This window comes from Streptomyces sp. NPDC015532 (assembly GCF_043078065.1).
GTDB lineage: Bacteria > Actinomycetota > Actinomycetes > Streptomycetales > Streptomycetaceae > Streptomyces.
Genome location: NZ_JBIBSY010000009.1, coordinates 69,482 through 95,247 on the forward strand (window position 1 = coordinate 69,482; position 25,766 = coordinate 95,247).

Annotated in this window: 22 protein-coding genes and 2 tRNA genes; 15 read left to right on the forward strand and 9 right to left on the reverse strand. The window is 71.2% G+C overall.

The window, feature by feature from the left end; genetic code table 11:
- Positions 1–147: 147 nt before the first annotated feature.
- From ACF07B_RS25330 to ACF07B_RS25345, 4 genes are all read left to right on the forward strand, one after another.
- Entirely contained in the window at positions 148–3,135 is a 2,988-nt protein-coding gene (locus tag ACF07B_RS25330) for a UPF0182 family protein (protein ID WP_392180779.1), read from the forward strand.
- Between the two features lie 42 nt (positions 3,136–3,177).
- Positions 3,178–3,251, forward strand: a tRNA-Met gene (locus ACF07B_RS25335).
- A 228-nt stretch (positions 3,252–3,479) separates the two neighbouring features.
- The gene (locus tag ACF07B_RS25340) at positions 3,480–5,330 is read left to right on the forward strand and encodes a sel1 repeat family protein (RefSeq protein ID WP_392180632.1); all 1,851 of its coding nucleotides are present in this window, start codon (positions 3,480–3,482) and stop codon (positions 5,328–5,330) included.
- Between the two features lie 146 nt (positions 5,331–5,476).
- Positions 5,477–5,550: transfer RNA gene (locus ACF07B_RS25345), tRNA-Met, on the forward strand.
- 241 nt (positions 5,551–5,791) lie between these two features.
- Here ACF07B_RS25345 and ACF07B_RS25350 read toward each other — a convergent pair.
- The 3 genes from ACF07B_RS25350 to hisN all read right to left on the reverse strand — a co-directional run bounded on the left by ACF07B_RS25350 (position 5,792) and on the right by hisN (position 8,058).
- Positions 5,792–6,214, reverse strand: coding sequence for a Fur family transcriptional regulator (locus ACF07B_RS25350; RefSeq protein ID WP_392180633.1), 423 nt, complete (start codon positions 6,212–6,214; stop codon positions 5,792–5,794).
- 229 nt (positions 6,215–6,443) lie between these two features.
- Complete coding sequence (locus tag ACF07B_RS25355) at positions 6,444–6,836, reverse strand: cyclic nucleotide-binding/CBS domain-containing protein (protein ID WP_369484051.1); 393 nt, start codon at positions 6,834–6,836, stop codon at positions 6,444–6,446.
- Positions 6,837–7,257: 421 nt separating this feature from the next.
- Positions 7,258–8,058: a histidinol-phosphatase gene (gene hisN, locus ACF07B_RS25360; protein ID WP_362402933.1), complete on the reverse strand. Its 801-nt coding sequence runs from the start codon at positions 8,056–8,058 to the stop codon at positions 7,258–7,260.
- A gap of 224 nt (positions 8,059–8,282) precedes the next feature.
- Between hisN and ACF07B_RS25365 the strand changes: the two genes are divergently transcribed.
- Positions 8,283–8,891, forward strand: coding sequence for a TetR/AcrR family transcriptional regulator (locus ACF07B_RS25365; RefSeq protein ID WP_392180634.1), 609 nt, complete (start codon positions 8,283–8,285; stop codon positions 8,889–8,891).
- Positions 8,892–8,970: 79 nt separating this feature from the next.
- Here the strand turns inward: ACF07B_RS25365 and ACF07B_RS25370 are convergent, their stop codons facing one another.
- The 4 genes from ACF07B_RS25370 to ACF07B_RS25385 all read right to left on the reverse strand — a co-directional run bounded on the left by ACF07B_RS25370 (position 8,971) and on the right by ACF07B_RS25385 (position 12,657).
- The gene (locus ACF07B_RS25370) at positions 8,971–9,294 is read right to left on the reverse strand and encodes a multidrug efflux SMR transporter (protein WP_329301577.1); all 324 of its coding nucleotides are present in this window, start codon (positions 9,292–9,294) and stop codon (positions 8,971–8,973) included.
- 113 nt (positions 9,295–9,407) lie between these two features.
- The gene (rsgA, locus tag ACF07B_RS25375; protein WP_384238196.1) at positions 9,408–10,421 is read right to left on the reverse strand and encodes a ribosome small subunit-dependent GTPase A; all 1,014 of its coding nucleotides are present in this window, start codon (positions 10,419–10,421) and stop codon (positions 9,408–9,410) included.
- A gap of 16 nt (positions 10,422–10,437) precedes the next feature.
- Positions 10,438–11,778, reverse strand: coding sequence for a 3-phosphoshikimate 1-carboxyvinyltransferase (gene aroA, locus ACF07B_RS25380; protein WP_384238198.1), 1,341 nt, complete (start codon positions 11,776–11,778; stop codon positions 10,438–10,440).
- 147 nt (positions 11,779–11,925) lie between these two features.
- Positions 11,926–12,657 carry a M50 family metallopeptidase gene (locus ACF07B_RS25385; protein WP_362402943.1) on the reverse strand — a complete coding sequence of 244 codons (732 nt, stop codon included), beginning with the start codon at positions 12,655–12,657 and terminating at the stop codon, positions 11,926–11,928.
- A gap of 50 nt (positions 12,658–12,707) precedes the next feature.
- Here ACF07B_RS25385 and ACF07B_RS25390 point away from each other — a divergent pair, with 50 nt between their 5' ends.
- The 10 genes from ACF07B_RS25390 to ACF07B_RS25435 all read left to right on the forward strand — a co-directional run bounded on the left by ACF07B_RS25390 (position 12,708) and on the right by ACF07B_RS25435 (position 22,893).
- Positions 12,708–13,523 carry an SOS response-associated peptidase gene (locus tag ACF07B_RS25390; protein ID WP_369484047.1) on the forward strand — a complete coding sequence of 272 codons (816 nt, stop codon included), beginning with the start codon at positions 12,708–12,710 and terminating at the stop codon, positions 13,521–13,523.
- Position 13,524: 1 nt separating this feature from the next.
- Positions 13,525–14,169 carry an alpha/beta family hydrolase gene (locus ACF07B_RS25395; RefSeq protein WP_392180635.1) on the forward strand — a complete coding sequence of 215 codons (645 nt, stop codon included), beginning with the start codon at positions 13,525–13,527 and terminating at the stop codon, positions 14,167–14,169.
- Positions 14,170–14,424: 255 nt separating this feature from the next.
- The gene (sigR, locus tag ACF07B_RS25400) at positions 14,425–15,117 is read left to right on the forward strand and encodes an RNA polymerase sigma factor SigR (protein ID WP_326790805.1); all 693 of its coding nucleotides are present in this window, start codon (positions 14,425–14,427) and stop codon (positions 15,115–15,117) included.
- Complete coding sequence (gene rsrA / locus ACF07B_RS25405) at positions 15,114–15,416, forward strand: mycothiol system anti-sigma-R factor (RefSeq protein WP_369484045.1); 303 nt, start codon at positions 15,114–15,116, stop codon at positions 15,414–15,416. Before sigR ends, rsrA begins: the two co-directional genes overlap by 4 nt.
- A gap of 186 nt (positions 15,417–15,602) precedes the next feature.
- Positions 15,603–16,958, forward strand: coding sequence for an HD-GYP domain-containing protein (locus tag ACF07B_RS25410; RefSeq protein WP_392180636.1), 1,356 nt, complete (start codon positions 15,603–15,605; stop codon positions 16,956–16,958).
- 80 nt (positions 16,959–17,038) lie between these two features.
- Positions 17,039–18,262: an HD-GYP domain-containing protein gene (locus tag ACF07B_RS25415; RefSeq protein WP_392180780.1), complete on the forward strand. Its 1,224-nt coding sequence runs from the start codon at positions 17,039–17,041 to the stop codon at positions 18,260–18,262.
- Positions 18,263–18,415: 153 nt separating this feature from the next.
- Positions 18,416–19,396 (forward strand): hypothetical protein, encoded by a 981-nt coding sequence (locus ACF07B_RS25420; protein ID WP_326785606.1) that lies wholly within the window; start codon positions 18,416–18,418, stop codon positions 19,394–19,396.
- A 59-nt stretch (positions 19,397–19,455) separates the two neighbouring features.
- A complete protein-coding gene (gene def / locus ACF07B_RS25425) occupies positions 19,456–20,106 on the forward strand; it encodes a peptide deformylase (protein ID WP_369484043.1) in 651 nt (216 codons plus the stop codon).
- A 340-nt stretch (positions 20,107–20,446) separates the two neighbouring features.
- Entirely contained in the window at positions 20,447–21,526 is a 1,080-nt protein-coding gene (gene cyc1 / locus ACF07B_RS25430) for an epi-isozizaene synthase (protein ID WP_392180637.1), read from the forward strand.
- A complete protein-coding gene (locus ACF07B_RS25435) occupies positions 21,523–22,893 on the forward strand; it encodes a cytochrome P450 (RefSeq protein WP_392180638.1) in 1,371 nt (456 codons plus the stop codon). Before cyc1 ends, ACF07B_RS25435 begins: the two co-directional genes overlap by 4 nt.
- A gap of 103 nt (positions 22,894–22,996) precedes the next feature.
- Here the strand turns inward: ACF07B_RS25435 and ACF07B_RS25440 are convergent, their stop codons facing one another.
- Both ACF07B_RS25440 and ACF07B_RS25445 read right to left on the reverse strand, forming a co-directional pair.
- Positions 22,997–23,485, reverse strand: coding sequence for a hypothetical protein (locus tag ACF07B_RS25440; RefSeq protein WP_369484040.1), 489 nt, complete (start codon positions 23,483–23,485; stop codon positions 22,997–22,999).
- Positions 23,486–23,621: 136 nt separating this feature from the next.
- The gene (locus tag ACF07B_RS25445) at positions 23,622–25,712 is read right to left on the reverse strand and encodes a putative Ig domain-containing protein (protein ID WP_392180639.1); all 2,091 of its coding nucleotides are present in this window, start codon (positions 25,710–25,712) and stop codon (positions 23,622–23,624) included.
- Positions 25,713–25,766 lie beyond the last annotated feature (54 nt).

A 25,766-nucleotide genomic window follows, 5' to 3' on the forward strand; every position in this document is an offset into this window, starting at 1 on the left:
CGTTCGTAACCTGAATCGGGAACCGAGTAAAGCGTGAGTAAGTTGCATAGATGAGGCTCCTCGATCACGGAGCCTTGCTGACGGCCCTCCGACAGGGGGCCCGACGGATTCGACAGCGACTTCGAGGTGCGCACCTTGGCTTTCCAGATGCCGGACCGCGGCGGAGGCCCGACGGGGCCACGGATCAGAGTGGGCCGGCCGTCCCGGCGTGTCCGGACCCTGCTCATGACACTGGGCCTGCTGGCCGTGCTGGCCATGGCCTTCGTCATGTTCGCGGGGTTCTGGACGGACTGGCTCTGGTACCGCTCGGTTCATTACTCGTCGGTCTTCACCACCACACTGTGGACCAAGATCGGGCTCTTCTTCGTCTTCGGTCTGCTGATGGCGGCCGCGGTGGGCTTCAACATCTGGCTGGCGCACCGGCTGCGCCCGCCGTTGAGCGCCATGTCGATGGAGCAGCAGAGCCTCGACCGGTACCGCATGGGCATCGCGCCCTACAAGCGCTGGCTGCTGCTCGCGATCACCTCCCTGGTGGGGCTGATCGCCGGCGCCTCCGCCTCGGGCCAGTGGCGCACGTGGCTGATGTGGGTGAACGGGGTTCCCTTCCACCAGAAGGACCCCCAGTTCCACCTCGACGTCTCGTTCTACGCCTTCGACCTGCCCTGGTACCGCTTCCTGCTCGGCTTCGGCTTCGCCGCCGCCGTGCTCTCGCTGATCGCCGCCGCGCTCACGCACTACCTGTATGGCGGTCTGCGGATCACGAGCCCCGGAGCGCGTGCCACGGCCGCGGCCACCGGGCACCTCTCGGTGCTCCTCGGCGTCTTCGTCGCCCTGAAGGCGGTCGCCTACTGGCTCGACCGGTACGGGCTCGCTGTGAAGTCCAGTGACTTCAAGGCGACCGGCAACTGGACGGGTCTGCGGTACGTCGACGCGAACGCGTACCTGCCCGCCAAGACGATCCTGTTCTGCATCGCCGTCATCTGCGCGCTGCTCTTCTTCGCGACGCTGTGGCGGCGCACCTGGCAGCTGCCGGTGATCGGCTTCGGCCTCATGGTGCTCTCGGCCGTCCTCATCGGCGGCCTGTACCCCGCGATAGTCCAGAAGTTCCAGGTCGAACCGAACGAGCAGGCCAAGGAAGCGCCGTACGTCGAGAAGAACCTCAAGGCGACCCGCGACGCGTACGGGATCGCCCGCGCCGAGGTGCAGGACTACGCGGGGGCGAGCGACACCAAGGACAAGGCCGAGCTCCGTGACGACGCCGACACCGTCGCCAGCATCCGGCTGATGGACCCGAACATCGTGTCGCCGACCTTCCAGCAGCTCCAGCAGGTACGGAACTACTACGGCTTCCCGTCGAACCTGGACGTCGACCGGTACACCAAGGACGGCAAGGACCAGGACACGGTCATCGGTCTGCGCGAGCTGAACCTCGCGGGCATCCCGAAGAGCAACTGGATCAACGACCACTTCCGGTACACGCACGGATACGGCGTCGTCGCCTCCAAGGGCACCACGGCCGACAGCGAGGGCCGCCCGGTCTTCACCGAGTACGACCTGCCGTCCAAGGGCGACCTGGGCGCGTACCAGCAGCAGATCTACTACGGGGAGAAGACCACCCAGTACTCGATCGTCGGCGGTCCCCAGAAGGAGATCGACTACTCCGACGACAGCGGTGAGAAGACCACCAGCTACAAGGGCAAGAGCGGCATCAGCCTCGCCAGTCCGGTCAACCGGGCCGCGTACGCGGTGGCGTTCGGCGAACCGCAGATCATGTACTCGGGCGCGATCGGCGAGGGTTCGCGGATCCTCTACAACCGCACGCCCAAGGAGCGGGTCGAGGCGGTCGCCCCCTGGCTGACCATCGACGGTGACGCCTACCCGGCGGTCGTCGACGGGAAGATCCAGTGGATCGTCGACGCGTACACCACCACCAACGGCTATCCGTACGCCTCGCGCACCACGCTCGGCGACACCACGGCGGACTCGCTGACGGCGGCCAACAACCAGCGCGCGGTGGTGGCCCAGCAGAACCAGGTCAACTACATCCGCAACTCGGTGAAGGCGACCGTCGACGCGTACACCGGCGCGGTCAAGCTCTACCAGTGGGACACCGAGGACCCGGTCCTGAAGACCTGGATGAAGGCGTTCCCGGACACGGTGGAGTCGAAGCAGTCGATCTCGCCGGAGCTGATGGCCCATCTGCGGTATCCGCAGGACCTGTTCAAGGTCCAGCGCGAATTGCTCACCCGCTACCACGTGAAGGACGCCCAGACGTTCCTGAGCGGCAGCGAGGTGTGGCAGGTGCCGGACGACCCGACCAACAAGTCGGGCAGCGCGGTGCCTCCGTACTACCTGAGCATGAAGCTGCCGGGGGAGTCGTCGCAGGCGTTCTCGCTGACGACGACGATGACGCCGAACGGCCGTGACAACCTGAGCGCGTTCGTGTCGGTCAACGCCGAGGCGGGGACGCCCGGTTACGGCAAGATCAGCGTTCTGAAACTGCCGACCGGCAGAACGGTCGACGGACCCAAACGGGTACAGAGCCAGTTCAACTCCGAGCCCTCCATCGCCGAGTCGATCAGACTCCTCAGAGGCGGCGACTCGGAGGTCGAGTACGGCAACCTGCTGACCGTTCCCCTGGACGGCGGACTGCTCTACGTGGAACCGGTCTACGTCCGTGGTGGCGACCTCAAGTACCCGCTGCTGCGCAAGGTGTTGGTGACCTACGGAGGCAACACCGCCTTCGAGGACACGCTGGGCCAGGCGCTCAACAAGGTATTCGGAGCGGAGAGTTCGACCGAGCCGCCGGACGAGGGCACCACGAAACCGCCCACGTCGAGCAACCCGACGGTCCAGGCCGCGCTCACCGACGCGCAGAAGGCCTTCGACCAGGGTCAGGAAGCCCTCAAGAAGGGCGACTGGAAGGCGTACGGCGAGGCGCAGAAGGACCTTGAGGACGCGCTGAAGCGGGCCGAGGACGCGCAGGCCAAGGCGGACAAGACCGCCGGCGGTTCCGGCGCGGACAAGTCGGACGGCAAGGGCGCCGACAAGAGCGGCAGTTCCGGCGCGGACCCCGGTCCGAGCAGCAGCCCCAGTAGCAGCCCGAGCAGCGAAAAGAGCTCCGGAGGCAGCTGATCAGGACCCACCCCGCGCCGTGGTACGGTTGAGGAACAACAGCGCGGGGTGGAGCAGCTCGGTAGCTCGCTGGGCTCATAACCCAGAGGTCGCAGGTTCAAATCCTGTCCCCGCTACTGAAGTCGAAGGCCCGGATCCAGTTCATGGATCCGGGCCTTCGACGTGTGTGACGCCACGCCGGAGTGCGCCGGTGACCTGGCGACTCGTGTGAAGTGCCGCGACATGCGAGGGCAGTTGGGCGTTCTGTGTTTGACTTGTCTCTCTGTGGGCATGTCGACAAAACGCTGAAGTGACCTAACTGGCTGCGGTATACCAGGTGTACCCAGTTTGCAGGTGGTGCGACGATGGACGTTATGGGGGACAAGGCAACTCTGTTGGATACAGGGCGGTTTGCGCAGCCTGCCGACTTTGTGCAGCCTGCGGATCTCACGCAGCCTTCCGACCGGGACGAGACCGGCGAGGCTGCCGAGGAGGCGCGCCAGTGGTCGGCCGCGGAAGCCGGCGACGTCGAGGCGATGAGCGTCCTCGGGGCCATGCTGCTGCGCCGCGGCGATCTCGACGCGGCCGAACCGCAGTTGCGCGCGGCCACCGCCGCGGGCGACCGTGCCGCCGCCAACAATCTGGGTGTCCTCCTCTACCAGCGCGGATATGCCGACGAGGCCGCCGGATGGTGGCGGATCGCCGCCGTGGCCGGCAGTGCCGCCGCCGCGCACGCGCTCGGCCGGCACCACCGCGAGCGCGGTGACGAGCCCGCCGCCGAATACTGGCTGCGCCAGTCCGCCGAACAGGGCCACGCCCTGGGCGCCTACGCCCTCGCCGATCTGCTGGAGCATCGTAGCGACGTGGGTGCCGAGCAGTGGATGCGGGCCGCCGCGGAGCGCGGGCACCGCGAGGCCGCGTACCGGCTGGCGCGCGCACTCGACCGCAAAGCCCTGGACTCGGGCGAGGCCGTGGGCGACAACGGTGTCATCGGCGCCGCGGGACAGGCCGCCGAACAGTGGTACCGGCAGGCCGCCGCGCGCGGGCACCGCAGGGCCGCACTGCATCTCGGGGCGATCCTGGAGAAGCGCGGCGACCTCAAGGAGGCCGGGCGCTGGTATCTGACGTCCGCCAAGGACGGCGAGGCGCGCGCCGCGTGCGCCCTCGGATTCCTGCTGCGCGACGCCGGGGATCCCGACAGCGCCGCCGTCTGGTGGCTGCGGGCCGCGCAGGACGGGGACGGGAACGCCGCCAACGCGCTGGGCGCACTGCACGCCGAGCGGGGGGAGACCCAGACCGCCGAGCGGTGGTACCGGGCCGCGATGGACGCGGGCGACGTGAACGGCGCGTACAACCTCGGGCTGCTCTGCGCCGAGCAGGGACGGACCGCGCAGGCCGAGCAGTGGTACCGCAGGGCCGCGTACGCCGGTCACCGCGAGGCCGCCAACGCCCTGGCGATCCTGCTGCTCCAGGGCGGTGACGCGGCCGGGGCCGAGCCGTGGTTCTCCAAGGCCGCGGAGGCCGGGAGCGTGGACGCCGCGTTCAACCTCGGCATCCTGCACGCGGGACGGGCCACGGAGGGCGACGACGCCGCGGCGCTGCGGTGGTACGAGCGTGCCGCCGCCGCCGGACACACGGAAGCGGCGCTCCAGGTGGGCATCGCGCGGCTGAGGGAGGGCGACGAGCCGGCCGCCGAGCGGCATCTGCGGTGCGCCGCGGGAGGGGGCAGTGCCGAGGCCGCCTACCGGCTCGCCGCCGTGCTCGACGCCCGGCGGCCCCCGGCGCCCGCGCACGAACTCGGGGAGCCCGCGCAGGAGAAGAGCGAATGCGAGGAGTGGTACGAGCGGGCCGCGTCCCAGGGGCACCGGCGCGCACAGGTGCGGGTCGGGATGCTGGCCGCCGCGCGGGGCGATGTCGTGGAGGCGGCGCGCTGGTACCGCGAGGCCGCCGAGGCCGGGTCGCGCAACGGCGCCTTCAACCTGGGGCTGCTGCTCGCCCGCGAGGGGAGTGAGCCGGAGGCGGCACTGTGGTGGACCCGCGCGGCCGACGCGGGTCACGGGCGGGCGGCGCTCCGGCTGGCGCTCGTGTACGCGCGGCGCGGTGAGCTCGCCGAGGGGCAGCGCTGGGCCGACCGGGCCGTGTCGCTGGGGCCGGCGGAGGTCTCCGAGCGGGCGGCGCGACTGCGGGACGCCTTACGGGAGGAACTGTCCGCGTGAGGGGCAGCCGGGGTGTACCGGGTCCGTCCGCCGGACCTGTCACCCCGGGAACCCGCCCCTGGTGACGGGGCCGGAGGGCGATCGCCGGACCCCCGGTCAATGGATTTGCGCGGGCCACGGTCTTGACGTACTGTTCAGTTCATCGACGCGGGGTGGAGCAGCTCGGTAGCTCGCTGGGCTCATAACCCAGAGGTCGCAGGTTCAAATCCTGTCCCCGCTACTGAAGGCCGAGGGCCGGAATCCGAAAGGGTTCCGGCCCTCGGTTCGTTTGCGGACCCTACGCGGAAACGCGACAGCGAACAGTGAACAGCGAACCGGAAAGAGCCGACGGCGAGCCGGGAACCCGGAACCCGGAACCCGGAAGGTCCGACGGTGAACGGGGAACAGGGCGCGGGGAAGGAAGAACCCCAGCGCGCGTGGCGTGCCGGGGTTCGGGTGCCTGTGTGGGCGTTCGTGCGCTTCTACGCCGCCATGGCCGCGCAGTCGGGGCAGATGCCGCGGTAGGTCACCTCGACGTTCGAGACGGTGAAGCCGAAGCGCTCCGAGTCGGGGAGGTCGCCGAGCGGGTTGCCGATCGGATGGACGTCGCGGATCGCCCCGCACCGGGCGCACACCAGGTGGTGGTGCGGACGGTGCGCGTTCGGGTCGTACCGCTTGGCGCGCTTGTCCGTGGCGACTTCCAGCACCTCGCCGAGCGAGACCAGCTCACCCAGCGTGTTGTAGACGGTGGCCCGGGAGATCTCGGGCAGCTTGGCAACGGCGCGGGCGTGTACCTCGTCGGCCGTCAGGTGGACGTGGTCGCCGTCGAGGACCTCGGCCACGACACGTCGCTGCGCGGTCAAGCGCCATCCACGTCCGCGCAGGCGTTCCAACAGGTCACTCATACAGGTCAGCCTAACAGCAGGTGCACCAGATCCCGAATGAGTGTGATTTTAGATCTTGACCTGACTTGGACACTATCCACCTTCGGGGCGAGTCCGGTGTGCCGGGTGCGAAGGGCGGGCCCGAACGCCCCGGAGTCGCCCGGGAGTTCAGGCCCGCCTGTGTGTTCGGGCGGGATCCGCCGGTCGGTTCAGGTCCGCCGAGGTGCTCAGGGTGGACCCGGCGGTCCGCTCAGGCCGGTACCTGCTGCCGGACGGGTGCCCAGCAGCGGATGATGTCGCGGACCGAGACGATGCCCACCGGGCCACTGCCGTCGAGCACGATCAGGTGCCGGAAGCCGCCGTGCGACATCGCGGCCGCGGCCTCCTCCAGGGTCCAGGTGGGCGCGGCGAAGACGACGTCGGTGGTGGTGTGGCTGCCGGCTGTCTCCGAGTCCGGGTTCTGGCCGTGGGCGAGGGAGTTGAGGATGTCGCGCTCGGTGAGGATGCCGAGGCCGGACGAGTCCTCGTCGAGGACCACGGCCGCCCCGACGTGGCGTGCGGACATCAGGCGGGCCGACTGCCGGAGGGTGTGTGCCGGGCCGATGGTGAGGACCACCGTGCTCATGGCGTCGCGGACGAGCATGGGCTGGAGCCACCTCCTCTGTGAGCCGCGGGCTCCCCGGCTCCTCGACGGAGCGCAAAGAGAAGCGGTTCACAAGTTCACAAGTGGGGGAGCTCTCAGGGTCGCAGTTAAAGAGAGGGTCAACAAGGGGGCGCGTGCCGCGAGTTCGGGGGCGCCCGGGGTTGCTCAGCAGCCCCGGGGTCCGGCACTGCCGCTCAGGCGTCCCGGCCCTACCACCGATTCCCGGGGCGCCGCCCGGCGAGGCGAGAACCGTCGGCGCCGCTCAGGCGCCCCCGCGCTACCACCTCCGCCGGAGGGTCTGTCCGGTACTCGCGGTGCCCTCGGCGCGACCCGCTCGGCCGGCGATTTCTCAGGCGGGCCCGCGGCAGAGCGCCCGGCGGCGGCCGTGTGGCAGCGTCACGTCACGGCCGCCTTGCGCCACTCAGTAACGCTGGTTCAGGTAGCCCAGCATCTCGTCGTGGAGGAGGCCGTTCGACGCGGCCGCGTTGCCGCTGTGCGGGCCGGGGCGTCCGTCGAGGCCGGTGAACGAGCCGCCTGCCTCGGTCACGATGATCGCGTTCGCCGCCATGTCCCAGAGCGACAGCTCGGGTTCGGCGCAGATGTCCACCGAGCCCTCGGCGACCATCATGTACGGCCAGAAGTCGCCGTAACCGCGGGTGCGCCAGACCGCCTTCGTGAGATCGAGGAAACCGTCCAGACGGCCCTGGTCCTCCCAGCCGGACAGCGAGGAGTACGCGAAGGACGCGTCGGCCATCCGCGAGACCTTGGACACCCGCAGACGGGACGCCGAGGACAGGCTGCGGCCGGTGAACGCGCCGTGCCCCTTCGCCGCCCACCAGCGACGGCCGAGCGCGGGGGCCGAGACGACGCCGACGACCGGCTGGTAGCCGCCCTCGCCTGCCTCCATCAGGGAGATCAGCGTGGCCCACACGGGCACACCGCGGACGTAGTTCTTGGTGCCGTCGATCGGGTCGATGACCCAGCGGCGGGGACCCGTGCCCTCGATGCCGTACTCCTCGCCGAGGACCGCGTCCCGCGGCCTGGCCCGCTGGAGATGACCGCGGATGAGTTCCTCGGCGCCCTTGTCCGCCTCGCTCACCGGTGTCATGTCCGGCTTGGTCTCGACCTTCAGGTCGAGCGCCTTGAAGCGGTCCATCGTCGCGGCGTCGGCGGCGTCCGCCAGGACATGGGCGAGGCGCAGGTCATCGCGGTAGTCGGGCATGGGTGAACCGTATCTGCCCGCGTCGTGACGGGGCTACACAGGACCGGCAGGTGATCTCCGGGCCGGACCGCGCCGGCGCGTCCGCGGGGGAGCGGCCCGGGGGCTCGTACCCGGTCCGGGCGCGCACGGCCTCGGACGCGCGCCCCACAGGGCCGCCGCGACCCCTTGACAGTGCTCCCGCACGCGTCAAACCTGGCTCCAGAGCCGCTCGCCCCAGGGAGGCGATGATGCCCGCAGCGCGCGAATCGCTCTTGGACGCCGCCTATACGGCACTCGCGCGCCGGCCGTGGTCCGCGGTGCGGATGGTCGATGTGGCCGCGGTGGCCGGAGTGTCACGCCAGACGCTCTACAACGAGTTCGGGAGCAAGGAAGGGCTGGCACGCGCCCTCGTACGGCGGGAGGCCGACGCCTATCTCGCGGGTGTCGACCGGGCCCTCGCCGCGCACACGGACGTGCGGGAGCGGCTGGCCGCGACCGCCGAGTGGACCACCTCCACGGCCCGCAGCAACGCGCTGGTGCGGGCGATGCTGACCGGATGCTGGAGCGAGCGGCTGCCGTCGCCCGCGCTGTCCGCCGCGCCCTCGTCGTCCGTGGTGCCGGCCCAGCGGCGGGCCGACGGACCGCTGCCCTCGCCCGCCGACTTCGTGGCACTGGTCCGCGACCGCGCGGTCGCGGCGCTCGCCCTGTCCCGCGCGGACACCCCCGAGGTCACCCGGACCTGCGAACTGGTCGCCCGGCTCGCGCTGTCGTGCGTCGTCGCGCCGCCCGCCCGGGGCGGTGTCGCGGAACTGGTCAGGACCGCGCTGGCACCGTCCCACCGGCTCGGCGTCTGAGGGCGGGGCGCCTCGGGTGGCCCGACGGCGGCCAGGGGACGCGCATTCAAGGGGTGCGCTCAGGGCGCGGGGTGCGCGCTCAGTGCGCCGATCCCGAGAGCTGGAGCCCGATGACACCGGCGATGACCAGGCTGATCGAGACGATCTTGAGGACCGAGACCAGGTCGTCGAGGAAGATCATGCCGTAGATGGCGGTGCCCGCCGCGCCGATGCCGGTCCACACCGCGTAGGCCGGACCGACGTCGAGCTTCTTCAGAGAGAGCGTCAGCAGGCCGAAGCTGCCAAGGGCGAAGACGCAGAAGGCGACGGTCGGCCAGAGTCTGGTGAAGCCGTGGGAGAGCTTCAGGCAGACGGCGAAGCCGGTTTCGAGCAGTCCCGCCACAACGACCAGCAGCCACGCCATGTCTTGTCCTCCATCGCACGTCGACTGCTGGCCCGGACCGGCTCGGTGCGATTATGCATTCACCGACCCGGAGAAGCCCTTACCGACCGCGGGCACACGCAAACACGGGGACGTCAGTCGCCCTCGCGGCGCTCGCGTGTGGCCAGCAGCCGGCGCAGCGAATACAGCCGCTGCGGGTCCGCGTGGCCGTCGGCCACCCACTGGTCGAGCGCGCAGTCCGGCTCGTCGTGACTGCACGCGCGGGGGCAGCCCTCGGTGCCGGGCACGAGGTCGGGGAAGGCGAGGATGACCCGGGACGGGTCGACGTGGTGCAGGCCGAAGGACCGGACGCCGGGGGTGTCGACGAGCCACCCGCCGGCACTGCCCGCCAGCGGCAGGGCGAGCGCCGAGGTGGTGGTGTGCCGGCCGCGGCCGGTGACCGCGTTGACATGACCGGTCGTCCGGCGCTGCTCGGGCGGCACCAGCGCGTTCACCAGGGTCGTCTTGCCGACGCCCGAGTGACCGACGAACGCCGTGATCCTGCCGACCAGTTGCTCCCGCACCAGGTCGGCGGCGGCCTCGCTCCGCAGCTCGTCGCGGCTGGTCACCACGTACGGGATGTCCAGGGCGCCGTACAGCTCCAGGAACTTGTCCGGCGGGGCCAGGTCCGACTTCGTGAGCACGAGGAGCGGGGTCAGGCCGCCGTCGAAGGCCGCCACCAGACAGCGGTCGATCAGCCGGGGGCGCGGCTCGGGGTCCGCGAGGGCGGTGACGATGGCGAGCTGGTCGGCGTTGGCGACGACCACGCGCTCGTACGGATCGTCGTCGTCGGCCGTGCGGCGCAGCACCGAGCCGCGCGGCGCGATGCGGACGATGCGGGCGAGGGTGTCCTTCTCGCCGGACAGGTCGCCGACGATGGCCACGCGGTCGCCGACGACGGCGGCCTTGCGGCCCAGTTCGCGTGCCTTCATCGCCACCACGGCGCGGCCCTCGACCAGACAGGTCAGCCGGCCGCGGTCGACCGTGAGGACCATGCCCTCGACGGCTTCCTCGTGCTTGGGGCGGATGTTCGTACGCGGACGGTTGCCCTTGCGGTTCGGCCGCTGGCGGATGTCGTCCTCGTCGGTGTTCTTGCCGTATCGGCGCATGATCCAGGTCCGCCCGTCAGTTCCCGAGCATCCCGGTCCACAGGTCGGGGAAGTCGGGCAGGGTCTTCGCGGTCGTCGCCACGTTCTCGATCTGGACGCCCTTCACCGCCAGCCCGATGATCGCGCCGGCCGTCGCCATGCGGTGGTCGTCGTACGTGTGGAAGATGCCGCCGTGCAGCCGTCGCGGCCGGATGTGCAGGCCGTCGGCGGTCTCGGTGACGTCGCCGCCGAGTTCGTTGATCTCCTTGGTGAGCGCGGCCAGCCGGTCCGTCTCGTGCAGCCGCAGATGGGCCACTCCGCGGAGCGTGGAGGGGGAGTCGGCGAGCGCCGCGACCGCCGCGATGCCCGGGGTCAGCTCGCCGACCTCGCCGAGGTCCACGTCGATACCGTGGATCGCACCCGAACCGGTGAACCGGAGCCCGATCTCGGTGAGTTCGCAGGAGCCACCCATCTCGGTGAAGATCTCCCGCAGCCTGTCACCGGGCTGGGTGGTGTGGGCGGGCCAGTCGGGGATCACGACCGTGCCGCCGGTCACCAGCGCCGCCGCCAGGAACGGCTGGGCGTTCGACAGGTCCGGCTCGATGATCAGGTCGCGGCCGAGCAGCGCGCCCGGCGTCACCCGCCACACGTTCGGCTCGCCGCCCGACTCCGGGGTGTCCACCTGCGCGCCGACCGCGCGCAGCATGTCCACGGTCATCCGGATGTGCGGCATGGACGGGAGCGTCGAGCCGGTGTGCCGGACCTCGACGCCCTGGTTGAAGCGCGGGGCGGAGAGCAGCAGGGCGGACACGAACTGGGAGGACGACGACGCGTCGATCTCCACCGGGCCGCCGTCCAGGGCGCCGCCGCCGTGCACCGTCAGCGGAAGGGCGCCGCGGCTGTCGTCGTCGATCCGGGCGCCGAGCAGGCGCAGCGCGTCGATCACGCCGTGCAGCGGACGCTCGTACGACCTCGGGTCGCCGTCGAAGCGGATGGGGCCGTCCGCGAGGGCGGCGACGGGGGGAAGGAAGCGCATGACGGTGCCGGCGTTGCCGACGTCGACCGTGGCCGGACCGCGCAGGCCCGAGGGGATGACCCGCCAGGCCTCGCCGGAGGAGTCCGGGCCCGCCGCGACCGTCGAGCTGGAGGCGACCGTCTCCTCGATGCCCACGCCCATCGCGCGCAGGGCGCCGGCCATCAGCAGGGTGTCGCGGGAACGCAGCGGGCGGCGCAGCCAGCCCGGCTCGGAGGCCAGCGCGGCCAGGACGAGAGCGCGGTTGGTGACCGACTTGGACCCCGGCACGTGAACCGTCGCGTCGACGGCTCCGCTTGCGTGCGGGGCTGGCCAGAGGGCGGTGTGGGCGGGGTTCACGGTCATGCGCCCCACTTTAGTGGCAGGGCGCCGGGCCGCCGCCGGTCCGTCACCGCCGGTGACGCCGCCCGGGGGAGCGGGACAGGGGGTGTCCCGGGCGCGCGCCGGACGGCCGCGGCGCAGCTCAGCCGCCTTTTCGCAGCGGCCCGCGGCTCACAGCCCCAGCAGCCAGCGCCCGCCGCCCATCAGCGAGCACAGCGACACGGCGTGGAAGAGGAACAGCCACAGCCCCGCCGGTACGTGCGTCAGCCGTGACAGCTGGTCCGCGTCGGAGTCGCCCGCGCCGCCCCGCGTCCGCTTCGCCTGGAGCTCGAAGGCCGGGCGGACGCCGCCGAGGAGCAGGAACCACACCACGGCGTAGGCGAACGCGGCCTGCACCTGGGGTCCGGCGAGCCAGGACACCAGCAGGAAGGTGCCGCCGGTGAGGATCACGGTGAGCGCGCCGTACGCGTTGCGGATCATCACCAGCATGGCTATGAGCAGGGCCGTGGCCGCCCACAGCAGCAGGGTGATGTGGCCCGCGCCGAGCAGCGCGGCGCCGCCGAGGCCGAGCAGCGGGGGAGCGGTGTAGCCGGCCGCCGCCGTGAGGATCATGCCGAGGCCGGTCGGCTTGCCGCGGCTGACGGTCAGGCCGCTGGTGTCGGAGTGCAGCCGGATGCCGCTGAGGCTGCGCCCGGTGAGCAGGGCGACCAGCCCGTGGCCGCCCTCGTGCGCGATGGTGATGGCGTTGCGGGAGAGGCGCCAGACGCCGTGCGGGACGATCGCCGCGAGGGCCGCGACCATGGTGGCGATCACCACCCACAGGTCAGGGTCCGGCTGGGTGCCGAAAACCTCGTCCCACAGGGAGCTGAGCGAGGCCAGCGAGGTGGATGCGGTGCTGTCCATTGTCGGCGGTGGCTCCCTTTCGTGGCACGGAATCTGGCAGTGTTGCACGTATGTGCGGACGGTATGCAGCCAGTCGTGGACCCGAGGATCTCGCAGGAATCTTTGAGGTCGAGAAGTGGGACGCCGAGGAGACCCTGGCGCCCGACTACAACGTGGCTCCGACGAAGGAGGTCTACGTCGTCCTCGACCGCCCTGTGAAGGACGCGGACAGCCAGGAACCGGTTCGCCAGCTGCGCAAGCTCAAGTGGGGACTCGTCCCGTCCTGGGCCAAGACGCCCGAGGGCGCCGCCCGGATGATCAACGCGCGCGCCGAGACGGTCCACGAGAAGCCCTCGTACCGCCGTGCCTTCGCCACCCGGCGCTGTGTCATCCCCGCCGACGGCTACTACGAGTGGGTCACCGGCGGTGCCGAGCGCGAGCTGGAGGTCGAGGGCCGGAAGAAGCGGCCGCGCAAGCAGCCGTACTTCGTGACGCCGGCGGACGGCTCGGTCTTCGCGATGGCGGGGCTGTACGAGTTCTGGCGTGACCGGACGCTGCCGGACGAGCATCCGCTGGCCTGGTGGGTGACCTGCTCGGTCATCACGACCGAGGCGGAGACGGCACCGCTCGCGGTGGGCCCGGCCGAGGGCCCCCGGGCGCTGGCCGACATTCATCCCCGGATGCCCCTGATGCTCACCCCCGACCGCTGGGACAGCTGGCTCGACCCGTCCCGCACGGACCCGGACGAGCTGCGTGACCTGCTCGCGCCGCCGCCCACCGGGCTGATGCGCGCGTACCCCGTCTCCACCGCGGTCAGCAATGTCCGCAACAACGGCGCGGAGCTGCTGAAGGAGCTGGAAGGGCCCGAGGAGGGCACACTCTTCTGACGTGACGAGGATCAGCGATGTGAGCGAGACCGTCGAGACGGAAGCCGGTACGGCCCGGGTCACCTGGCACCGGGCGGCGAAGGCGCGGCTCGTCCTCGCCGCGAGCCACGGTGCGGGCGGCGGCATCGAGGCCCGGGACCTGCGGGCGCTCGCCGGGGTGCTGCCGGCCCACGGGGTGAGCGTGGCACTCGTCGAGCAGCCCTGGCGGGTGGCCGGGAAGAAGGTGGCGCCCGCGCCGAGGACGCTGGACGTGGGATGGCGGGGCGTGTGGCCGGCGCTGGCGGGGCCCGGGCTCCCCGTGGTCTCCGGCGGCCGCAGCGCCGGCGCCCGCGTCGCGTGCAGGACCGCGACCGAACTCGGGGCCGCCGCCGTCCTCGCGCTCGGCTTCCCGCTGCACCCGCCGGGCAGGCCCGAGAAGTCCCGCGCCGGCGAACTGCTCGGCGCGGGGGTGCCCACGCTCGTCGTCCAGGGCGGCAACGACCCGTTCGGGAAGCCGGAGGAGTTCCCGCCGGGCTCGTACGAGCTGATGGAGGTGCCCTACGGCGACCACGGCTTCGCCGTCCCGAAGCGGGCCCCGCTCACGCAGGAGGAGGCGCTGAAGATCATCACGGACGGCGTCGTCGGGTGGGCCGCGTCACTCGGGTGACGGCCGGGAATGCAGAGTGACGGTCCTCTGTTGTGCGGATCAGACAGCACGCAGCGTGCTGCACCGTTCGTACGAGAGGAAGTCCGCCGCATGGGTTCGACCTTCTGCCCGAGCCGCAGCAGCCGCGCTGACCTGGACTGGACGGTGCTGCACGCGGGCAAGAACGCCCCGATTCGGGCGGCGGGCGGGCATGATGTTCGTCTATCCTCCGATTCCAGTGGGACCGGTCTCGGTCTCGCTACGTCGCTGGAGGAGGTGGGTCCGGTCACTGGGACCGACGCAGGGACCGAAAACGGCCAGGCGGAGCAGCCCGAGGGCCAGGGCACGAGCGACGCGACGGCGGAGACCTCCGCCGAGCGCACCGCGCGCTTCGAGCGGGACGCGCTCGAATTCCTCGACCAGATGTACTCGGCCGCCCTGCGGATGACACGCAATCCGGCCGACGCCGAGGACCTGGTGCAGGAGACGTACGCCAAGGCGTACGCGTCCTTCCACCAGTTCCGCGAGGGCACGAACCTCAAGGCGTGGCTGTACCGCATTCTCACCAACACCTTCATCAACTCGTACCGCAAGAAGCAGCGCGAACCCCAGCGCAGCGCGGCCGAGGAGATCGAGGACTGGCAGCTGGCGCGCGCCGAGTCGCACATGTCGACCGGCCTTCGTTCCGCCGAGTCGCAGGCGCTGGACCACCTGCCCGACTCCGACGTGAAGGAAGCGCTGCAGGCGATCCCCGAGGAATTCCGCATCGCCGTGTATCTCGCGGACGTGGAGGGCTTTGCGTACAAGGAGATCGCGGACATCATGGGGACACCCATCGGTACGGTGATGTCCCGGCTGCACCGGGGCCGTCGCCAACTGCGCGGCATGCTGGAGGACTACGCCCGTGACCGCGGGCTGGTCCCCGCCGGCGCCGGAGAGTCGAACGAAGCGAAAGGCTCGGGCTCATGAGCTGCGGAGAGCCGCACGAGACGGATTGCAGTGAGGTACTCGATCATCTCTACGAGTTCCTCGATCATGAGATGCCGGACGCGGACTGCACCAAGTTCGAGGTCCACTTCGAAGAGTGCTCTCCGTGTCTGGAGAAGTACGGCCTCGAACAGGCCGTCAAGAAGCTGGTCAAGCGGTGCTGCGGGCATGACGACGTGCCGACCGATCTGCGGGCCAAGGTCATGGGCCGTATCGATCTGATCCGCTCCGGACAGGCCGTGCCCGAGCACGACGTGACCGCGACGGCCCGCGAGTCCTGACCCCCGGGCGGCCCTCCACCGCGAGGGCCACGCCCCGGCCGCCGTCTCCCGGCCCTCCGTTTATCACCCGAACGTGCTAATCCGCGGGCCTGGAGCCCGCGGATTCGCATATACCCGTCCCCCCTTCCCTCCTCCCGCCCTAGGCTCCGAGCCTGAGACCGGGGGAGGTACGGGGGAGGTTCGGGGATGGGTTCGGTTCCGGCGTGGGCCCGTGCGTACGTGGCCGGGGTCGTCCTTCTGGCGCTCGCCTGTCTGGCTCCCCTGCCGCACCTCCGCGTCCCCTGGGAGATCGTCGGGCTCCTCGCCGTGCTCTACGCGGGCTGCGAGCGCGTCACACTGCCGCTCCGGCCGCACGGAGCCGGCGCGCCCGGCGGCGACACCGCCCAGGGAATGGGCGCCTTCCTCCCCGTCCTGCTGGCCGGCGCCTTTCTGCTGCCCCCGCCCGCCGCCGCCCTCGTCGCCCTGCCCGGGGCCCTGCTCGCCCGGGTCGAACAGCGCCCGCGCGGCCCGCGCCGGATCTGGCGCGCGGCCCAGCTCGCCGTCGCCGTCTGGGCGGCCTCCCGGGTCTACGGGGCGCTCGGCGGCCGGGACGCGCTCGTCGCGCCCGACTTCCCCTACGCGCTCGTGCCCGCCGGAGCCGCGGTGCTCGCCTTCAGCGCCGCGCTCACCGTCCTCGACGGCGGGATCCTGGCCCTGGCCGAGCGCGCTCCGGTGCGCGGTGCCTGGCACGGACTCTTCGCCCGCTCGCTGGCACCGGTCGCCGTGCACGGTCTCGCCGGGCTGATGATGGCGGTGCTCTGGCGCAGCCCGTACGGGCCCGTCGCCGCGCTCCTCGTCCTGCTGCCGATGTACGTCTCCTGCTGGGTCTTCGCCCAGTACCACCGCGAACGGGCCGCCCACCAGGCCACCATCCGCGCCCTCGTCCAGGCCGTCGACATCAAGGACGGCTACACCCGAGGACACAGCGAGCGGGTCGGGCGGGCCTCCGTGCTGATCGCCCGAGAGCTGGGCATGCGCGACGAGCGCGTCGAGGTGCTCCGGTTCGCCGGCATCCTGCACGACGTCGGCAAACTCGGTGTCCCCACACGGCTGTTGCGCAAGGACGGACCGCTGACCCCCGAGGAGCGGCGGGTCATCGAACTGCATCCCGAGTACGGGCACGAGATGGTCCGCGGGATCGGGTTCCTCGGCGAGGCCCGCTCGGCGATCCTGCACCACCACGAGCGGCTGGACGGAAGCGGATATCCGTACGGGCTGGCGGGGCCGCAGATCCCGGAGTTCGCCCGGGTGGTGGCCGTCGCCGACGCGTTCGACGCCATGACGTCGACCCGCTCCTACCGCAGGGCCCGCCCGGTGCCGGCGGCCCTGGAGGAACTGGGGCGCTGCGCGGGGACACAGTTCGACCCCCGGATGGTGATGGCGCTGGTCCGGGCGCTCGACCGGCACGGCTGGCATCCCGCGGTGACCGCGGACACCGCCCCGGCCGTCTCCCCGGGCAGGCCGGCGTATCCGTCCGACACCCTCGGGCGGAGCGCGCCGTGAGCACCACCGCCCCGCGGCGCGAGGCCCCCGCCCGCTCCCCGCGTCCGGCCCGTCCCGCGTCGGCCGGGAGGACCCCCGCGCTGCTCGCGGCGGTGCGCGTCCTCGCCCTTCTTCTCGCGCTCCTCGCCCTCGGCGTCACCCTCTGGGAAGGGCTCGACCAACGCGGCACGGCGCTGGCCTTCGGCCTGCTCATAGCCGTCGGCGAGCTCGCCCGGTGGAGCGGGGCCGAGGAACGGGAGTCCGCGCCGCTGGGGGCCGCCGGAGCCCTCGCGTACGCGCTGCTCGGCGAGAACGCCGGGCACCGCACCGACCACGGTGTCCTCCAGGTCGTCGCCGTGGTCGTGGCGGCGGCACTGATCGGCTGCGTTCCGCACGTGGCACGGGGACAGGCGCCGACGCTCGACCATCTCTCCCGCCGCGTCCTGACCGTCACCTTCGCCGCCGTCTGCTTCCAACCCCTCTACGACCAGGGCAGGTTGCTGGAATGGGGCGGCTCGGCGCAGGCCCTGCTGCTGGTCGCGCTGCTGGTCCTCACCACGCTGTGGGACGCCGTGCTCGCCGCGGTGACGGCCCACGCGCGGACCCGGTGGCCGTTCGGGCCGCTGCTGCGCGACGAGCTGCGGGCCACCCTCGGGATCGGTTCGGCGGTGTGCGCGACCGGGGCCGTCATGGCGCTCGCGGTCGCGGTGGTCGGACTGTGGGCGCTGCCCGTCTTCTCGCTGCCGCTGCTGCTCACCCAGCTGTCCTTCCGGCGCTACGCGGCCGTGCGGGTCACCTACCGCCAGACGATCGCCTCCCTCGCGCGCGCGACCGAGATCGCCGGGTACACACCGGCCGGTCACGCCCGGCGGGTGGCCGCGCTCAGCCGGGCCGTGGGCCGCGAGCTGGGCCTGTCCGAGCCCGGCCTCACCGTCCTGGAGTACGCGGCGCTCATGCACGACATCGGGCAGCTCAGCCTGGTCGACCCCGTGCCGGCCGGCGCCACCGCCACGCTCCCGGCGGCCGAGCAGCGGCGGATCGCGCTGCTCGGCGGCGCCGTCGTACGGCAGACCGGGGTGGAGGCCGAGGTCGCCGTCGTGGTGGAGCGGCAGGCGGATCCGTACCGGGAGCAGCCGGTCACCGCGCGCATCGTGCGGACCGTGAACGCATACGAGGAGATGGCCCGGGCAGCAGGGCCCACAGGGCCGCTGACCGCGCTGGAGAAGCTGCGGCTGGCCACCGCCCGCGACTACCAGCCGGAGGTCGTGGAGGCACTGGCCCGGGTCGTGTCCCGAGCCGGTCTGACCTTGCCCCGGGCTGGGTAACCCATGGGTAATGAGCGGCCGTCCGAAGGTACGTGGTTGGATGCGAGGGAGAGGGTGTCAGGGGGCGTGGGCCGGCCCGGGGCTGCACTGCCTCCCAGGGACTCTTCGAAGGACCGGCAGGCGGGTAACACCAGGAACTGGCAGGCGGGAATCGTGAGGATCTTCGGCAAGGGACGACACCGGCCCTCCGCCTCATGGCGGCAGGCCACCGACCGTGCGTTCACGCTGATCGGCGACGGCCGGTACGAGGACGCGGGAGCGCTGCTGACGCGGGCCGCGGACCTGGAGCCCTGGCTGTCCGAGTCCTGGTTCAACCTGGCTCTGCTGCACAAGTTCCGGCACGACTGGGAGCAGGCGCGGGCAGCGGGCCTGCGGGCCGTCGCCCTGCTCGACCGGGAGACCGGCGCACCCGACTGGTGGAACGTGGGGATCGCGGCCACCGCCCTCCAGGACTGGCCGCTGGCGCGGCGTTCCTGGCAGGCGTACGGGCTGCGGGTGCCCGGCGGTGCCGCCGTCTCCGGCGAGCCCGTGGGCATGGACCTCGGCAGCGCGGCCGTCCGGCTGTCGCCGGAGGGCGAGGCCGAGGTGGTGTGGGGGCGCAGGCTGGACCCCGCCCGCGTCGAGGTGCTGTCGATCCCGCTGCCGTCCTCCGGACGCCGCTGGGGCGAGGTCGTGCTGCACGACGGCGTCCCGCACGGCGAGCGGACCACGGCCGCCGGGCACGCCTACCCGGTCTTCGACGAGATCGAGCTGTGGGCGCCCTCGCCGGTGCCCACCTGGGTCGTGCTGCTCGAGGCGGCCACCGAGGACGACCGGGACGCGCTGGAGCGGCTCGCCGCCGACGCCGGCTTCGCCGCGGAGGACTGGTCCTCGTCCGTACGGCTGCTGTGCCGGATGTGCTCCGAGTCCCGGATGCCGTCCGACGAGGGCGACGAGGAACACCTCGACCCGCACGACCACAGCGAGCCGGGGCACCCGGGTCCGCTCGGCCATCGCACCGACGGGCAGCTGTGGGTGCCCGAGCGGGAGTGCGGGCTCGCGGCGCCGGCCTCGCTGGTGCGCGGCCTGCTCGACGGCTGGGTCGCCGACAGTCCGGACTCCCGTGACTGGCGGGATCTGGAAGAGGTCTGCTGAGCGCACCTTTAGGCTGTAGTCGCAGAAAAGTCCAAGGTCTGAGGAAGGCGTACGTCGTCATGGCGCAGCAGGAAACCGATCAGCAGCACGTGGGCGTGCTCCCCGTGGACGACGACGGCTTCGTCATCGACACCGAGGACGCCGAGGAGCGCGAGACGGGCTACCGCGAGCGTGGCACCTCGCGCGCGATCACGGTGGTCGGGAACCCGGTGCTGCACAAGGAGTGCAAGGACGTCACCGAGTTCGGCGACGAGCTGGACCAGCTGGTCGCCGACATGTTCGCGAGCCAGCGCACCGCCGAGGGCGTGGGCCTGGCGGCCAATCAGATCGGCGTCGACCTGAAGGTCTTCGTCTACGACTGCCAGGACGACCAGGGCACCCGGCACGTCGGCGTGGTCTGCAACCCGAAGCTGGTCGACCTGCCCGCCGACCGGCGTCAGCTGGACGAGAGCAACGAGGGCTGCCTGTCCGTGCCGACCGCGTACGCGCCGCTCGCCCGCCCCGACTACGCCGAGGTCACCGGGCAGGACGAGAAGGGCAACCCGGTCCGCGTGCGCGGTACCGGGTACTTCGCGCGCTGCCTCCAGCACGAGACGGACCATCTGTACGGGTACCTGTACATCGACCGGCTCTCCAAGCGCGACCGCAAGGACGCGCTGCGGCAGATGGCCGAGAACGAGCCCCGCTACGCGACCGTGGCGAACGGCTGAGCCTCGCTTCGCAAGGCGCCCCGTGCCGCTGTGACATAAATTGACCGGTGTGACGCACGGTCTCTCGTGGGTCCGCTCGAACGGTGCTTGGACAGGTGATCCGCCTGACCAGGCACCGTTCGCATGTACGTCGTATGTTCGATCCCTTGTGCTCCCTCGGCGATCCAGATTCAGTCACACAAGGGGAGATTCTCGGCATGGTCGCGTAGTCAGTGGGCCAAATCCGTTCCCAGAACGGTCAGTTGTGGTGCTGAATGGGAAGTGCGGGGATACGCAACGGCGCACGCCCGGCACAGCCGGAGGGGCGTGACGTCAACAGGCGGCTGAGAGGGGTTTGTTCGTGCGTGCTTTCTCATACGGCTCTTCATCGACAGTGCTCGCGGTGCCACCGGCGCTCTCTCTCCCGGTGATCGAGTCCGCGTTTCCCCGTCAACTGCACCCGTATTGGCCGAGGCTTCAGGAGAACACCAGGACCTGGCTCCTCGAAAAGCGACTGATGCCCGCGGACAAGGTCGAGGAGTATGCCGACGGCTTGTGCTACACGGACCTCATGGCGGGCTACTACATAGGCGCCCCCGACGACGTCCTCCAGGCGATAGCGGACTACAGCGCGTGGTTCTTCGTCTGGGACGACCGGCACGACCGCGATGTCGTCCACGGCCGGGCGGGCGCCTGGCGGAAGCTCAGGTTCCGGCTCCATGCGGCCCTCGACACCCCCAGGGACCATCTGCACCACCAGGACCCCCTGGTCGCGGGATTCGCGGACAGCATGGTGCGGCTGTACTCGTTCCTCGGCGAGAACTGGAACGAACGGTTCGCGCGCCACTTCCACGCGGTGATCGACGCGTACGACCAGGAATTCCGGAACCGGACCTCCGGCACCATTCCCACGGTCGCGGAATACCTGGAACTCCGTCGGCTCACTTTCGCGCACCAGATCTGGACCGACCTTCTGGAACCGAGCGCCGGCTGCGAACTCCCCGCCGAGGTGCGACAGCATCCCGCATTCCAGCGGGCGGCCCTGCTCAGTCAGGAATTCGCCGCCTGGTACAACGACCTCTGCTCGCTCCCGAAAGAAATAGCGGGCGACGAGGTCCATAATCTCGGAATCAGTCTCATTCACCATCAGGGGCTGACGCTCGAAGAAGCCGTCACCGAAGTGAGGCGGCGGGTCGAGGAATGCGTGGAACAATTCCTCGTCGCCGAGAAGGCCGTCTTACGGTTCGCCGCGTCACTGGCCGACGGTACGGTCCGGGGAAAAGAGACGAGCATCGCCGTCACGGCGTGCCTCGGAAACATGCGGAACTGGTTCAGCTCCGTGTACTGGTTCCACCACGAGTCGGGCCGGTACATGGTCGACAGCTGGGACGACCGCTCCACACCCCCGTACGTCAACAATGAAGCGGCAGGTGAGAAATGACCGTCGACGCGGTACGACCCGAGGTGCCCGAGGTGCGGGAGTTGTCCGTCCCGCCCCTCGCCGGTGGCGGGGTGCCCGTGCTCGGGCACGGCTGGAAACTGGTCCGCGACCCGCTGGGCTTCCTCGCCCGGCTGCGCGACCACGGCGACGTCGTCCGGCTCAGGATGGGACCCAAGACGGTGTACGCCGTCACCAGCCCCGCGCTCACCGGCGCGCTGGCGCTCAGCCCCGACTACGAGATCGGCGGCCCCCTGTGGGAGTCGCTCGAAGGACTGCTGGGCAAACAGGGTGTCGCCACGGCCAACGGCTCGCAGCACCGGCGTCAGCGCCGGACCATCCAGCCCGCGTTCCGGGCCGACATCATCCCCGAGTACGGCCCGATCATGGAGGAGGAGTCGAAGGCGTTCGCCGAGCGCTGGGACGGCGGCGCCGCGGTCGACTGCACCTCCGAGTCGTTCCGCGTCGCGGTCCGTGTCGCCGCCCGCTGTCTGCTGCGCGGCCGGTTCATGGACGAGCGCGCCGAGCGGCTGAGCCTGGCGCTCACCACCGTCTTCCGGGGCATGTACCGCCGTATGGTCATACCCGCCGGACCGCTCTACCGGCTCCCGCTTCCCTCGATACGCGCATTCGACCGCGCATTGGCCGATTTGCACGCACTCGTGGACGAGATCATCGACGAGCGGCGGGCATCTGGTCAAAAGCCGGACGATTTGCTGACGGCATTGCTGGAGGCGAAGAACGACGACGGCGACCCCATAGACGAACAGGAGATCCACGACCAAGTCGTCGCGATACTCACTCCCGGCAGTGAAACCATCGCCTCCACGATCATGTGGTTGCTTCACATCTTGACGGAACATCCGGAACAGGCGGACAAAGTGGCCGCCGAGGTCCGGTCCGTCGCGGGAGACCGGCCCGTCGGATTCGCTGACGTCCGGAAGCTGTCGCACACGAACAATGTCGTCGTCGAGGCGATGCGTTTACGTCCGGCCGTATGGATATTGACGCGGCGCGCGGTGGCCGAAACCGAGTTGGGCGGCTATCGGATTCCGGCCGGTGCCGACATCGTCTACAGCCCGTACGCGATCCAGCGCGACCCCCGGTCGTACCAGGAGCATCTGGATTTCGATCCCGACCGCTGGCTTCCGGAACGCTCCAAGGACATCCCGAAGTACGCGATGCGCCCCTTCAGCGTGGGCAACCGCAAGTGCCCGAGCGACCACTTCTCGATGGCACTGCTCTCCCTGATCACCGCGACCGTGGCGTCCCGGTGGCGCTTCGAGCAGGTGTCCGGGTCCAGCGACGCGACCCGTGTCGGCATCACCCTGCGGCCCCACGACCTGCGGCTGAGGGCCCGGCCGCGTTAGGGCTCCGCGGAGCCTCGGGGCCGGACACGGCGGTGTCCGGCCCCGTAACCCCCATCGGCGCACGCCAGGCCGCCCTCGGGCCGCCCGGCGTGCGCCGCGGTGCTCACGCCCGGGGCACGACCACGGTGACCGTCCATTCCTGAAGGCCGTCGCAGGAGACCCGGGCCGGATCGCTCGGGCACAGCGGGCGGGACGAGGTCAGCCGGACCGTTCCCGCCGAGACCGCCCGGTAGGCGGCGGACGCGTCACCCGGCTGGAGGACGATCCCGCTGTTGGTGGCCTCCAGGGAGCTTCCGTCGCTCTTCACGGGAGCCCAGGGACGACTGGTGGTGCCGTCCAGGGAGACACGGATCGTCTCGCCGGGCGCCAGGCAGTAGGTGTGCCCGGTGTCGGCGGCGCCGAGCTCCCCCTCGGCGGTCGCGCAGTCCGGGCGGGACGGGGTCGGGGACGGAGTCGAGGTCGAGGACGGGGTCGGGGGCGGCGACACGGTGTCACCGCCGCCCGCGTCGCCTCCGCTCTGTGTGCCGCAGCCCGCGAGGAGCAGGGCCAGAGTGGCGAGGACGATGGTCCGGGTGTGAGTCGTTCGGCGCATGGGGTGGCCTCCTCGGGGGTTGGACGTGCCACCGGGGCATCAGGATCCGTCCCCGCGCACGACAGCCCCGGCCGCCTCGGCGGCCGGGGCCCCGCGCAGGACGGCAGCCGTGGCGGCCGTCCTTCCTGCGTGCGGGTCAGCCGGTCGTCACGGCGGTGTCGTCCACGACGAAGCTGGTCTGGAGCGAGGAGTCCTCGACGCCGCTGAACTTCAGCGTGACGGTCGAACCGGCGAAGGAGGACAGGTCGAAGCTCTTCTGGGTGTACCCGGAAGCCTTGTCGAGGTTGGAGTAGGTCGCGAGCGTGGTGGAGCCCGCGGTGACGGTGAGCTTGTCGTAGGCCGTGCCGGTGCTGGTCTCGGCCGTGTCGACGTGCAGGTAGAAGGTGAACGTGGCCTTGCAGCCGGACGGGACGGTCACCGGCTGGGACAGCGTGTCGGTGTGGGTCGAGCCGTATCCGTCGAGCCAGGCGTCGTACGAGCCGGCGTGCGTGGCCTCGCCGGTGTCATTGGTGATGACCCCGCTCGTCTCGCTCCACACGGTGGCGCCCGACTCGAAGCCCTGGTTGCCGAGAAGCTGCGCCGAGGCGCAGGTGCCGCCGCCCGAGGTGCTGACCGTCCAGGTGAAGGAGGCCGAACCGGAGGCGCCGGTGCCGTCCTTCGCCGTGACGGTGACCGCGTAGGTGCCCGCCGTGCTCGCGGTGCCGGAGATCAGCCCGGTCGAGCTGCTGATCGACAGCCCGGTCGGCAGCCCGGTCGCGCTGTAGGTGAGGGCCGCGCCCGCGCTGTCGCTCGCCGCGATCTGCAGGCTCACCGAGCCGCCGGTGGCTGTGGACCGGCTGCCCGGGTTGGTGACGGTCACGGTGTTGCCGGTGCTGGTGCCCGAGGTGAAGGCAGCCGTGCCGTCGGGGGTGCCCCAGCCGGTCGGCCCGTCGTACCCGGTGCCCGCGGTGCAGAAGTACGACGGGGAGCAGGAGCCGTTGTTGCCGCTCGTCACGTCGTACAGGTTCGAGGTGTGGGAGTAGGGGTACTTCGCCGGGTAGTCGGCGGCCCCCGGGGTGCCGGCCAGCGCGTACACGCCCGCGATGATGGGCGCGGAGGCGCTGGTGCCGCCGTAGACCGCCCAGCCGGAGCCGCCGTAGGTGTCGTAGACCGCCACGCCCGTGGCCGGGTCGGCGACGGCGGAGACGTCGGATTCCATGCGCTTGCCGCAGCCGGTGTCGGTCTGCCAGGACGGCTTGGCGTCGTAGGCGGAGCAGCCGGAGCCGGTGCCCTCGCTGCTGCTGGTCTTCCACACCGACTCGGTCCAGCCACGGGTGCCGGAGGAGGTGCTCAGCGCGGTTCCGCCGACGGCGGTCACGTACTGGGAGGTCGCCGGGTACTCGGCGCCGTAGGCCTCGTCACCGGAGGAGACGGTGATCGCGACGCCCGGGTGCTTGAAGTACGAGGTGTCCTCGCCGGTCTGCGAGGACGACTCGGAGCCGCCCCAGCTGTTGGAGACGAACTTCGCGCCGAGCGCGACCGCTTCGTTCTCGGCGGCGCCGAGGTCGGAGTCGTTCGCGGAGTTCGCCTCGACGAGGATGATGCCGCAGTTGGGGCAGACGGCGCTGACCATGTCGATGTCGAGCGCCTCCTCACCCGCCCAGCCGGTGTCGTTGGTGGGCAGCGAGGTCGTCGAACCGGTCTGGCTGACCTGCTTGAAGCAGCCGTTGGCCTTGGTGCAGGAGGACAGGCCGAACTGCGAGCGGTAAGTGGCGAGGTCGGCGGCCGCGTTGGGGTCGTTGTACGCGTCGACCACGGCGACCGTCAGGCCGGAACCGCCCGTCGAGGGCAGGTTGTAGGCGCTGTGCAGGTTGGCCGGGCTGAGGCCGGACACCGCGGCGGCGGAGTCGGGGGAGACCTGGGCCGCGAGCTTCTGCGCGATGTCGGTGCGCCGCTGGGCGAAGCACGACATCTGACCGGGCCGTGACGCCTCGGCGCACAGGTGCTTGGTCGCGACCTTCTGGCCGGCCCTGCCGGTCGCGTGGACCGTCTGGCGGGCAGGGTCGGTGAGGGCCCCGGCGTTCTGAGTGGCCCGGGAGACGTGGGGGGCCGGCGCGGGCCGGGCGTCCGCGGGAGGGGCCGCGGCGAACCCGGCGACGCCGAGAGCCAGGGCGGGGAGGGCGGCGGTGAGCAGTCTTCGCAGACTCCGGGCGGGTCTGCCGGAGGGGGTGGGGCGCTGGGAACGCATGGGGGTGTCGCCTCCATCGGTTCGAGGCCGGTGCCGCTCGGGCCCGGGTGGGGC